General features: G+C 72.6%; 10 protein-coding genes. 3 read left to right on the top strand and 7 right to left on the bottom strand.

The genetic code is table 11. The features are described from left to right. Positions 1-204: 204 nt before the first annotated feature. Together R2APBS1_RS03285 and R2APBS1_RS03280 are read right to left on the bottom strand one after the other, a co-directional pair. Positions 205-816 carry a peroxiredoxin gene (locus R2APBS1_RS03285; RefSeq protein ID WP_015446874.1) on the bottom strand — a complete coding sequence of 204 codons (612 nt, stop codon included), beginning with the start codon at positions 814-816 and terminating at the stop codon, positions 205-207. 138 nt (positions 817-954) lie between these two features. Further along, complete coding sequence (locus R2APBS1_RS03280) at positions 955-2,025, bottom strand: phosphoenolpyruvate carboxykinase (ATP) (protein WP_425477022.1); 1,071 nt, start codon at positions 2,023-2,025, stop codon at positions 955-957. A 228-nt stretch (positions 2,026-2,253) separates the two neighbouring features. Between R2APBS1_RS03280 and R2APBS1_RS03275 the strand changes: the two genes are divergently transcribed. From R2APBS1_RS03275 to R2APBS1_RS03265, 3 genes are read left to right on the top strand one after another with little or no spacing between them, the layout of a single operon-like run. Next, complete coding sequence (locus R2APBS1_RS03275) at positions 2,254-3,756, top strand: B12-binding domain-containing radical SAM protein (RefSeq protein WP_015446872.1); 1,503 nt, start codon at positions 2,254-2,256, stop codon at positions 3,754-3,756. Next, the gene (locus R2APBS1_RS03270; protein ID WP_015446871.1) at positions 3,731-4,951 is read left to right on the top strand and encodes a nucleotidyltransferase family protein; all 1,221 of its coding nucleotides are present in this window, start codon (positions 3,731-3,733) and stop codon (positions 4,949-4,951) included. The genes R2APBS1_RS03275 and R2APBS1_RS03270 overlap by 26 nt, the downstream gene beginning before the upstream one ends. A gap of 9 nt (positions 4,952-4,960) precedes the next feature. Further along, entirely contained in the window at positions 4,961-5,920 is a 960-nt protein-coding gene (locus tag R2APBS1_RS03265; protein WP_015446870.1) for a class I SAM-dependent methyltransferase, read from the top strand. On the opposite strand, the gene R2APBS1_RS03260 is transcribed toward R2APBS1_RS03265, so the two are convergent. From R2APBS1_RS03260 to R2APBS1_RS03240, 5 genes are read right to left on the bottom strand one after another with little or no spacing between them, the layout of a single operon-like run. Beyond that, positions 5,896-7,026 (bottom strand): glycosyltransferase family 4 protein, encoded by a 1,131-nt coding sequence (locus tag R2APBS1_RS03260; RefSeq protein ID WP_015446869.1) that lies wholly within the window; start codon positions 7,024-7,026, stop codon positions 5,896-5,898. The genes R2APBS1_RS03265 and R2APBS1_RS03260 overlap by 25 nt on opposite strands. Next, complete coding sequence (locus R2APBS1_RS03255) at positions 7,023-8,150, bottom strand: glycosyltransferase family 4 protein (protein WP_015446868.1); 1,128 nt, start codon at positions 8,148-8,150, stop codon at positions 7,023-7,025. Before R2APBS1_RS03255 ends, R2APBS1_RS03260 begins: the two co-directional genes overlap by 4 nt. A 13-nt stretch (positions 8,151-8,163) precedes the next feature. Further along, on the bottom strand, positions 8,164-9,681 hold the full coding sequence (locus R2APBS1_RS03250) for a B12-binding domain-containing radical SAM protein (RefSeq protein ID WP_015446867.1): 1,518 nt from the start codon (positions 9,679-9,681) through the stop codon (positions 8,164-8,166). Positions 9,682-9,706: 25 nt separating this feature from the next. Continuing rightward, entirely contained in the window at positions 9,707-10,390 is a 684-nt protein-coding gene (locus tag R2APBS1_RS03245) for a class I SAM-dependent methyltransferase (RefSeq protein WP_037115676.1), read from the bottom strand. A gap of 14 nt (positions 10,391-10,404) precedes the next feature. Next, the gene (locus R2APBS1_RS03240) at positions 10,405-11,631 is read right to left on the bottom strand and encodes an amidohydrolase family protein (RefSeq protein WP_015446866.1); all 1,227 of its coding nucleotides are present in this window, start codon (positions 11,629-11,631) and stop codon (positions 10,405-10,407) included. Between the last annotated feature and the right edge of the window lie 2 nt (positions 11,632-11,633).

Here is an 11,633-nt window from a genome sequence, read left to right as displayed (position 1 = left end):
CGGCAAGATCCGCCGCGGTGGCGGCAGCGCTTCGCCGCGATCGACGCCAGCGCCTGCGCACGGCACGGATCGCGATGCCGGTGAGTGCCATCCGGCGAGCGCGGGGTTGCATCGCCCAGCCGGAACGGCGTGCGGCAGGATCGGCGGCAGCCGGAAACCGGCGCCGCCGGGGCGCCGCTCAGCTCCCGCGCGCCGCTGCCCGGATCACGGTGCCTTGCCGGCCTGCAGCCGTTGCACGATGGCCAGCGACTGTTTCACGTGCTCGTCGGGGCGCAGATGGTCGGTCTCCGAGGAAAGCGTGGCGACGATCCTGCCGTCGCCGGCGATGACGAACGTCGTGCGGGGGATGAACGCGTGGTCGATGGCCACGCCGCGCACGTCGTGCATGCCCGGTCGCGCCGCCATCGCCTCCAGGCCATAGGCAAGCGCGACCTTGACCTCGGCGTCCGAGGCGACCGGGAACTTGCCCGCGCAGTACTTCGGGTCCGCCGAGAAGGCATCGAGCCGCTCGATGCTGTCGGCCGACACGCCGATGATGGTCGCACCGGCCGCGTCGAACTTGTCCCGTTCGACCGCAAAAGTGTGCGCTTCGAGGTCGCAGCCCCCGGTGTACGCCGACGGGTAGAAGTACACCACGACCGGACCTTTCCTGAGCGCATCGGCCAGCGAGAAGGTGAACTCCTTGCCGGCCTGGCTGGCCCGGGCGGTGAACGTCGGCGCCACGGCGCCGGGCGCGAGCGCGGCGACAGCCGGCATCGCCGAAGCCAGCGCAAGCAACGCACCCAATGCCATCGATCCCGCAAAACGCTTTTTCATTGCCGTGACCCTCGTGAGGGGGCATCGCCCCGGCCGGAGTCCATCCCGACCGGTCGTACCCGTTGGACGTGAAACGTGAACCCGGGAAAACCCAAGCTTACTTCGCTGCTGCCTCCCCGGCGGTTACCCCGGGCGCGATCACCCGTCGCCCAGCAGTTCCCGCAACGCCGCCACGCCGTCCCGCGGATGCTTGCCGCGGCGCAACTCGTGGACGCCCATCGCCATCATCCGCTGTGCGAAGCAGGGCCAGCCGGGCTGGCCGGACGCGTATGGCTGATCCGCGGACAGTCGCGCGGCGACGTCGGCGGCCCTAACCGCGCTCAGCAAGGCGGTGGCGTTGGCGGCAGGCCGGGCCGAAACCAGCACGGCGCCGACCAGTTCCAATGGCGCCGCGGCGAGCCGGCCGGGTCCCCGTCTCAGGTCGGCTTCGAACTTCTCCATCCCGCTGCGGCGGCGGATCACCGGCGCCTCGCCGATCCAGCGCCGGGCACCGGCGGCGTCGACGAAGCGCAGCGCATCGGCCTGCACGTGCAGGTAGTTGGCCACGCCGGTGGCGAGCATGGCGTGCGGCTGCACGAACACCGCGTCCTCGGCGAGAAAATCCAGGCCTTGCAGCAGCGCGAGCAAGGCCAGCGTCGATTTGCCCGAACCGCTGGCGCCCAGCAGCAGGACGCCCCTGCCCCGCCGGCCCACGCAGGCGCCGTGCAGCGGAACCAGGCCCTGCCCGCGCGTCGCCAGGGTGAACACGGCGAACTCGATGAGTTCGTAGCGCAGATGGTAGGGCCGCTCCAGCATGTCGGCGGAGGCCACCACCAGGGCCCGCTGCTGCGCGGGCGCCAGCATCACGTAGTTCGACGCGTCCATGACGCCGCAGATCCAGCCGGCTCCCGCCTGCGTCTGCACCGGCGGTGGCTCGCCCCCGCCCGGCGACAGCCGCGGCGGCGACAGACGCAGCTCGACGCGGAACTCCGGCACCGCCGTCGGCAGACGGTGCGGCGGCAGGCCGCCGTAAGCGGCCTCGACCTGCTGCAGCAGCGCCTCGCTCGCGCTTTCGAAACGGAAGCGCGCGCCGAGTATCTGCCGGCTCAGGGCACGGCGGCAGCCGGATCGCTCGCGGAAAGGATCCGCGCTGGCGTCCCGGATGTCGCCGCGAGGAGTCGATGCCGTGGTCACCGATCGAGTTGCCCGGCCCAGAGGTGGTTGCACGATGCGGCGAATCCGCAGCGCGTCGCCTGGCCTTGAGTGCGCGGCCACGGCGAAAAGGTTGTCCAGGCGCCCCGCCGACGGCACCCGCGGCACCGACAACCCGCACGGCCCGCCACGCGAGGCAACCGAAGTGCCGCGCGCCGGCACTCACGTCCCGGCAGCATCGACGAGGAAGCCGGTTTCCCCTCGCCGCCGCTGCCGTCCCCGCGGCGAGATCGAGGCCCCTTCGCGATGCTGAAGATTCAGGTCGGCCACTCCTATTTCCTGAGGTACGACCCCAAGCAATGGGAACGCGGCAAGCCCTATCCCCCGCTGGCCACGATCCAGATCGCCGCGCTGCTGCGCCAGCGGGGCCACGACGTCGCCCTGTTCGACGCGATGCTTGCCGATGGCGTCGAGGATTACGCAGCAGCCGTGCGCGCCGCGCAGCCGGATGTCGTGGTTCTCTACGAGGACAATTTCAACTACCTGACCAAGATGTGCCTCGGCCGCATGCGCGAGGCGGCGTGCCGGATGATCGCGCAAGCGCATGCGCGCGGCGCCCGCGTGATCGTGGCCGGCTCCGACGCGTCGGATCAGCCGGGCGCCTTCCTCGCCGCCGGCGCGGACGCGGTGCTGCTGGGCGAAGGGATTGCGGCGCTGCTGGAACTGATCGCGCGGCTGGAGCGCGACCCGGCCATCGCCGCCTGCCACTGGCTCGACGGCATTGCCGGCATCGCCACGCAGGTGGACGGCCAGACCCAGGCGCGACGCATGGGTGCCATGCCGCCGGACCCCCGGCTGGTCGGTCCCCCCGCCTGGGACCTGGTGGACATCGCGCGCTACCGGACCCTGTGGCGCGAACGGCACGGCTACTTCAGCCTCAACATGGCGGCGTCGCGGGGCTGCCCGTTCCGCTGCAACTGGTGCGCCAAGCCGATCTGGGGCAACCACTACAAGCAGCGCAGCGCCGAGGACGTGGCGGCGGAGATGATCTACCTGAAACAGGCGTTCGGGCCCGATCACATCTGGATGGCCGACGACATCTTCGGCTTCCACGTCGACTGGGTGGCGCAGTTCGGGGCGCGCCTGCGCAGCGCCGGCGGACCGGTGCCGTTCACCATCCAGACCCGCGCCGACCTGATGAGCGAGCGCATGACCGACGCGCTCGAACAGGCCGGCTGCGCCGAGGCGTGGCTGGGCGCCGAAAGCGGCAGCCAGCGCGTGCTGGACAGCATGGCCAAGGGCACCCGGGTCGCCGACCTGATTGCGGCCCGGGTGCGGCTGGGCCGGCGCGGCATCCGCGTGGGCTTCTTCATCCAGCTCGGCTATCTCGGCGAGCAGCTGGACGACCTGCTGGCCACCCGCGAACTGGTGGCGCAGGCCGCGCCCGACGACATCGGCGTGAGCGTCGCCTATCCGCTGCCGGGAACGAAGTTCTACGACAAGGTCAAGGCCCAGCTCGGCGACAAGACCCATTGGCAGGACAGCGGCGACCTGGCCATGATGTTCCACGGCGCCTACGACTCCGACTTCTACCGCTGCGTGCGCGACCTGCTGCACGAGCAGGTCACGCTGCAGCAATCGAAGGCCGCCGACCCGCCGCAGCGCCACCGGCAGGCGGGCGCGGCACTCGATGCCAAATGGGATGCGCTGGTCGCCTCCGAACGCGCGCACCGCAGCGACGATGCGGCGGCGGCGAAGCGAATCGATATCCGGCTGCTCCCCCATGCTGCCGCCGCTCAAAGTCGTTAGGGCCGGCCTGCGCCGCACCACCGAGGCGCTCGCCGCGGAGCTGGCGCGGCCGGGCGGCGCCACGCCGCCATGGAGCGCGCTCGAATGGCAGCTGGCGGCGGTGGCCGCCGCCGTGCACGGGGTGTCGCCGCTGCTGTGCCGACGCTGTGCGTGGCAGCACCCATCCTGGCGATCGTTCCTGGCCGACCAGCGCGCACACGTCGAGCATCGCCATCGGCGCATCGCCACGCTGCTGCAGCGCATCGATGCCGGCGCCCGCGTTCGCGGCATCGCCCTCGTCGCGCTGAAGGGCTCCGCCTTGCACGCGCTCGGCCTCTACGCGCCCGGCGACCGACCGATGGCCGACATCGACCTGCTGGTCCGCGCCGAGGATGCCGCGCCGGCGATCGCGCTGCTGCAGGAACTGGGCTACGTGGAGTCGTTCGTCGCGTGGAAGCACCGGGTGTTCAGGCCGGCGGCCGGCGCGCCCTTTGCCGGCCTCGGCGAACACCGCGACACGCCGGTCAACATCGAGCTGCACACGCGTATCCAGGAGCGGCTGCCGGTCACCGCGGTGGACATCACCGCGCGCATCCGTCCGCCGCAGCCGCGGCCCGGACTGAACCCCTACCCGTCGCCCGGCGCGCTGATGAACCACCTGCTGCTGCATGCCGCCGGCAACCTGTGCAACCGCAGCCTGCGCCTGCTCCATCTGCACGACATCGCGCTGCTGTCGGCACGCCTGTCCGCGGGCGACTGGAACGTGCTGTGGGACGACCCGGCCGGCGACGCTCCCTGGTATGCGCTGCCGCCGCTGCTGCTGACCGCGCGCTACTACCCGGACTCGATCGCGACGGACGTGCTGGCACGGCTCGCCACCGGTTGCCCCGCCCTGCTGCGGATGGCGTCGCGCCGCCACACCCTGACCTGCGTTTCGTGCTCCGATCTGTGGCTGCATGCGCTGCACGGCATCGAATGGTCGCGTTCCGTCGGCGAGCTCGGACGCTGCCTCGGTCAGCGGATCAGGCCCACGCGGGAGGCCAGCCGGGAGCGCGCCGACATGCTGCGCACGCAGCTCTGGCTGCAGCAGGGGCCGGACTGGGCCGGCCTGTCGCACGGGCGGCGCATCCTTGCCTGGCTGACCCGGCCGGTGCCGCGGATGGACACCATGTTCGCGGTGCGCGCGGCGCTGGAAGGCCCGGCGCGCGCGCCGTAGCGCCGGCCCATGTCGCGGGCGCAACCAGCCTCGGACCCGTCACCGGCCAGCCATGCCGCGGACGCGGCGGCGCTGGCGGGCCTGCGGCTGCGCTGCCCTCGCTGCGGAAGCGCCATCGACACGCTGGATTGTCCGGCCTGCGGCTTCGCCATCGTGATCGACGACGGCATCGCGCACGCCCTGGCGCCGGAATCGGCCGCCCGCCACGCGCGCTTCATCGCCGACTACGAGCGGATCAGGGCCGCCGAAGGCCGCGGCAGCGCAAGCGCGGATTTCTACCTCGCCCTGCCCTACCACGACGCCAGCGGCAGGAATCGCGACCAGTGGCGGATGCGCGCGCGCAGCTACGACTGCATCGTGCGGCAGCTGCCGCAAGGGGGCCGCATCCTCGACCTCGGCGCGGGCAACGGCTGGATGAGTTTTCGCCTGGCGCTGGCCGGGTATCGGCCGACCGCGGTCGACCTGCTCGGCAACGATCGCGACGGGCTGGGCGCGGCCCGGCACTATCGGGCGCGCCTGCCGGCGCTGTTTGCGCGCTTCCAGGCCGAGATCCGTCGCCTGCCGTTCGCCGACGCGCAGTTCGACGCCGCCGTGTTCAATGCCTCCTTCCACTACGCCGAAGACGGCGAAGCGTGCCTGCGCGAAGCTTTGCGCTGCGTGCGCAAGGGCGGCATGGTGGTCATCAGCGACACGCCGTGGTACGCCCGCGACGCGAGCGGCCGGCAGATGCTGGCCGAGCGTCGCGAAGCCTTCCTGCGCCGCCACGGCACGGCGGCCGACGCCCTCGCCAGCCTGGGTTACCTCACCGACGAGCGCCTGCAGCAGATGGCCGCTGCGCTGTCGATCCGCTGGGAGGTGCACCGCCCGTGGTACGGCCTGCGCTGGGCGTTGCGCCCCTTCGCGGCGAAGCTCCGCGGCCGGCGTGAGCCTTCGAAGTTCCGACTTTACGTGGCCCGCAAACCGGCCTGACCCTGCGCGTCGGCGGGCGAGTGCCGATACAGCGCTTCGAACAACCGCGCCGTGCAGTCGGCGTCCTCCGGCAGCGCCCGGCGCTGCGCAGCCGCGGCCAGTCGCAGGCGCAGCGCTTCGTCGGCAAGCAGCTGCCCGATCGCCTCGGCCAGCGCCGCCCAGTCGCCGACGGGCACCGCACGTGCCGCCGCAGGCGCCCATTCCACCAGATGCCCGACCGCCGTGCCGACCGTCGGCACGCCGGCCACCGCCGCCTCCAGCAACACCAGCGGACCGGCCTCGTGCAGCGAGGACATCACCAGCAGGTCGGCCGCTTCCATCAACGGGCGCAATTCGCGTTGCGTCCGGAACCCGAGGAAGCGGACGCAGTGCGCCAGCCCCAGCCGGCCGGCCAGCCGCTGCACCTCGCCCTGCAAGGTGTCCACGCCGACCACATCCATGCGGAAGGCCAGCCCGCCGTCGCGAAGCACGGCCAGCGCGCGCAGCAGGGTCGGCTGATCCTTCACCCGGTTGAGGCTGGCCACGTGGATCAGCCGCGCCGGGCCGGTGCGGCGCACGCGCGGCGCGAGCGGCGGCCAGGCCTGCAGGTCGACGCCGAGCGGCACGCGCCGGGCCACCACGCCGAGTGCGCGCAGCGCCTCGATGACCGGTGCGCTGGCCGCCGTGACGACATCGGCGGCACGCAGCACGCATGCCTCGCGCAGCCGCCCCTTCCATCGCAGCCGCCCGCCGTAGCCGATCGCGCGCAGCGCGACCAGCTCGCCGCCGGCGACATGCACCAGGCTCGGCCGCCGCAGCAGCCTGGCCGCGGCCACGGCCACCAGGCCGCACGAGCCGGAGAAGATCGCCTGGATCCGATCGAACGGCGCGCGGCGATGCTCGGCGCGGATCGCCGCGATCGCGCGCAGCCGGGTCCAGCCGTCGCCGATGTTGTGGATGCTCGCGCCGGCGAGCTCCCAGCGGCCCGCCGCCGCTTCCTGCTGCAGCGCGAAGACATGCACCTCGTGGCTGCGCGCCAGTCGTTCGATCAGCGCCAGCAAGGCCGGGATCACCCGGTACTCGCCACTGCGATCCACCCCGCCCGGCACCACCAGCGCGAGTTTCACGACGCCCTCCGGCACCGCTCGTCGCACACCTGCACGTAGGCATCGGCCCATTGCCGGCCCACCGCGGCGAACGACAGCGCGGCGTCGAAATGGGCGCGCACCTGTGCCGCCGGCGGCCGGCCGGCAGCGGCAGCGACCAGCGCCTCGGCCAGCTGCGTCGCCTCGCCGCAAGCCCACAGGCGACCGATGCCGCGGTCGCCGATCAGCGCGCGGAAGGAGGGAATATCCGTGAGCACCGGAGTGACGCCGCAAGCCAGCGCCTCGAGCGCGGCGTAGCCGCAGCTTTCGGCGCGGCTGCCCGAGACGAACAGGTCGGCCGCGCGCATCAGCAGCTCGACCCGCGCGTGCGCCACCGTGCCCAGCAAGTGCACGCGCCCGGCAAGCTGCGGGTCGCACGCGATGCGCGCCCGCACCGCGCCGAGCAGCGGCGCGCTGCCGAAGGCGCACCACAACTGCAGGCCAGGCAGCCGCCGCGCCGCCAGGCTGACGCCGTCGAGCACGCTCAACGGGTCCTTGCCGGCATTCAGATGCCCCACCCACAGCACGCAGGGATCGCCATGCAGGCCGGTTCCGGCGCGGGCGTCGGCACGATGGCCGACACTGAAGCGGCTGCTGGATTCGGGAATCGCAAACCGCCGCGTGTGCGGCGCGAACAGTCCGGCCCGGGTGAACGGCCGCGCCAGTTCGGGTGCGGTGAAGGCGACGCCGGCCAGTGCCGCATACCAGCGCCGCCACGGCGGCCGCCGCCACCGGCGCGGCGGCCGATCGGCGTGGTCCTGCAGGATGATCGGCAGCCGCGGCAGGCACTGCGCGATGGCGAAAGCGTCCTCGGCAAAACCGAGACTGTGCCCGTGCAGCACGTCGGCGCGGATCTCGGCGAGCACGCCGGCAAAACGGCGGCTCCGGTCGGCCGCCGTCGCCAGCCCGCGGATGTCGACGAAGCGATAGTCGATGCCGCCACGCGTGATCCGCTCCTCGCGTGCCGCCGCCTGGATCACCGACACGCGGGTGCCGGCGCTGGCGGCCGCCTCGGCGATGTCCACCAGCGAGTGCCAGCGTTCCAGCACCTCGGCTGGCGCCAGTCCCGCCGGCGCGGGCAGGAAATTGAGCTGCGCGACGTGCACGGCGCGCACCCGGCTAGAGGCCCGAGACCTGCGGCATGCGCAGGCGCACCAGCCGGTTGGCCAGCTCCAGTTCCCACGGCCGGTCGTACCTGCCGTAGCGGTAGCGCCAGAGCGCCATCGCGCTCAGGCTGCGCTTGGCCCACGGCGGCGAGCGCAGGTCCTGCACGGTGGGAAAGCGGCAGCGCAGCACGGTGACGAAATCCCGGATGCGCCGGCGCAGCCGGTCGTCGAGCCAGGGCGCGTCGGCATGGCAGGTGTAGTCGACCCAGCGCGGCTGCGCCCACTCCTCCGGCGTGGTCGGAAACGCCACCGGTTCGCCGTCGAGACCGAACAGCGGTTTCGCCGGACGCCGCGCGCGGTCCTGCTCGTGCCGGCTGTTTTCCGGCAGCGGCGTGTAGACGTAGATGACGACCTCCGACTGCGGATTGACCCGCTTCAGCGCGCGGATGAACTCGAAGGTGTGCTCGGTCTCCTCGGCCGTGTTCTCCGGCGGCGCGACCATGAAGGACAGCTCGGGGATCACGCCGTGGCGGCGGCACAACTCCACCACCGCCATGGTCTGGTCCGGCCGCGTGCCCTTGCGGATCTCCTTGAGCATCTGCCCGTTGGGCGACTCCGCGCCGATGTACGCCATCCGCAGCCGGCTCTTGCGCACCAGCTTCCACGCCTGTTCCGACAGGTTGAGCAGGGCGTCGGCGCGGGCAAAGCACCACCACGGCATCTCGAACCGGGCCATCACTTCGAGCAGCGGCAGCATGTCCCGCTCGCGATCGAAGAAATTGTTGTCGAAGTACTGCACCGAGTCCGCGCCCAGCGTGTGCTTGAGGTAGCCCAGATCGCGTTCGAGCTGCTGCGCCGCCGGCAGCACGGTGGTGCCGCCGAACATCGCGGCCACGCCGCAGAAGGTGCAGCGGAAGCGGCAGCCGACCGACGCCTGGTGCGCCACGGTGCGGCGGCCGAGATAGGTGCGCGCCAGGTAGCGCCGCGGGTCGCCGAGCTTGTCGTAGGGCAGCACCCGGCCGTGGTCGGCCAGGGTGAAACGGCGGTTCGGGTTGTGCACGACCGCGCCGCCCTGCTTCCACGACAGCCCGCCGATGGCCGCCAGCTTCGCCTCGGCCCTGCCGCCCAGCGCGGCGATCAGCTCCGGCAGGGTCTCCCCGGCCTGCCCGCGCACCGCGTAGTCGACGTAGGGCGCGGCCAGCGCCGCGTCCGGGTTGAGCGTGGGGAAATAGCCGCCCCAGACGATCGGCACCGCTGGAAAGCGTGCGCGGATCACGCTGGAGACGGCGATCGCCGGCGCCAGCTGCGGACCGCCCATGACGCTGACGCCGACCGCATCGAAGGCGCCCTCCTCCAGCGCGCGCAGGGCGTCGTTGACGAAATCGCGGTCGACGTTGCCGTCGATGATCCGGCTGTCGTTGCCGCTGCGCTCCAGCGCGGCCGCCAGGTGCAGCAGGGACAACGGGAAGCGCGCGCTGCGCCGCGAGGTGATGGTCGGGTTGATCAACAGCGTGCGTGCCGCATCGGTCATGGCAAGGGCCTGCAGGACGAGGGGATCACGGCTCGCGCCGCAGCCGGAACACCAGCGCCACGGGAACCGCCAGCGCGGCGCGGTCGAAACGCGCACCGGCGGGAATGTCGGCCGGGTCGAGCATCGGCTCCAGCACCTGCTCGATGCGCAGTCCGAGCGCGGCGCAGGCCGCGTGCCAGTGGCCGTACAGGTGCCGCGTGTGCCGCACGGCGTAGTGCCGGCCGTCCGACTTGAAGTCGCGCAGCCAGCCCAGCGCATCTCCGATCGGATGCACGTCGCTGCACAGCAGCGTGCCGCCGGGCCGGGTCACCCGGCACAGCTCGGCCAGCGCGTGCTGCAGGTCGTCGAGATGGCCGACGACCAGGCCGCACACGGTCAGGCTCGCCCGCGCATCCGGCACCGGCAGCGCTTCGAGGCTGCCCTGCACCAGGTCGATGTCCGCGGCGGCCTGCCAGGCGGCCAGCTCGACGCCGGCGCGCGCGAGCATCGGCGACGACAGATCCACGCCGATCACGCGCGCCGCACCACGGCGCAGCGCATGCAGCATGTAGCGTCCGCTGCCGCAACCGACATCGAGCACGGCCTGCCCATGCAGCGTGGCCGGCATCAGCCCGAGCATGGCGCGCTCCTCCGCCTGCATCACCGGGTTGTGCGCATGCGCGGGGTAACTGGCTGCCCACAAGGCATACGCCTCGGCCGGCAGCAGCATCGGCGGACGCGTCGTCACGACTGGCCGGCCTCCATGGCGAGGTCGTGCGCGCGGTGCGCGGCGGCCAGTTCGAGCCCCGGTTCGAGCGCCACCAGCGCGGGGTCGGCCAGCGGCCTGGCCAGCAGTTTCGGTCTGCCGTCCAGCGTCACCGGCACCGCGTCCATGCCGGCGACGTCGAACCATTCGGCGAAATCCGGATCGGCGATGCGCGGCACGCCGTGGCGCACCACCGCCCGGATCCGGCTGCGCTCGATGCCGACCAGGCCGCAGCGCTCGTCGCCGCCGCGGTCCTCGACGATCACCAGGTCCGCCAGCGCGCCCGGCGCCAGGCTGCCGCCGGAGGGCAGCCGCAGAATGCGCGCGGCCTGGCTGGTGACCAGGTCCAGCAACGGCCCGGCGCCCAGCTCGCCGCGGGCGACGATGCCGCGCATTTCGTCGAGCAGGTCGCGCGCACCGCTGAGCCGCGAGTCGCTGCCCAGCGCGAGCCGGCCGGCCGCGCACAGGCGCCGCGGGTCCAGCGAGCGCCCGAGCAGGTTGCGGTTGCTGGTCGGACACCAGACCACCGCCGCGCCGCGCTCGATCACCCGGTCGACGTCGTGCTCGCGCAGGCCGACACCGTGGATCAGCACGCTGTTCGCCGCCAGGCAACCCATCTCGTCGAGCCGGGCCAGTTCCGCCTGCGCGATCGCGTCGGTGCCTTCGGCCAGATGGATCAGCCAGGGCCGGTCGACAGGCGTGGCGGCGAAGCTCGACTGCGCCGGCGGGCCGTAATCGGGCCAGCCCAGCGCATAGCTCCAGCCGTAGTCGCGCAGCACGGCGACCGGGAAATCCGGCTCGTCGAGCGCCGGGTGCCAGGGGTCGTGATGCGCCACGCAGGTGGTGCCGGCAAGCAGGTTCTTCAGTGCCCCGTGGCGCAGCCGCAGCGCCTTCGGCACCCGCAGCGCGGCGATCACCGCCGGCTCCTCGAAGTGCGCCCGGAACGCGGCGATCCAGGCGTAGCTGTTCGGGAATGGCGCGCGGGCTGGCAGCGGCGGCACCGTGTTGACGTGCAGATGCTCGTGCGCGTTGATCAGGCCGGGGAAGAGCAGATGGTCGTGCAGGTCGAGCCGGTATGCCCGCGCCGCCAGCGACGCGCCGATCCGCCCGCCCCGGATCGGCAGCGGCATGCGCGAGCGGCCCGCGGGCGTGACCGAGACGGCCCGGCACAAGCTGACATCCATCGCGGCCTGCAGGACGTCCATCG

The organism is Rhodanobacter denitrificans (assembly GCF_000230695.2).
GTDB classification, from domain to species: Bacteria; Pseudomonadota; Gammaproteobacteria; order Xanthomonadales; family Rhodanobacteraceae; genus Rhodanobacter; species Rhodanobacter denitrificans.
The sequence above is the reverse complement of the archived record's forward strand: the minus strand, read 5'-3'. Positions and strand labels throughout refer to the sequence as shown.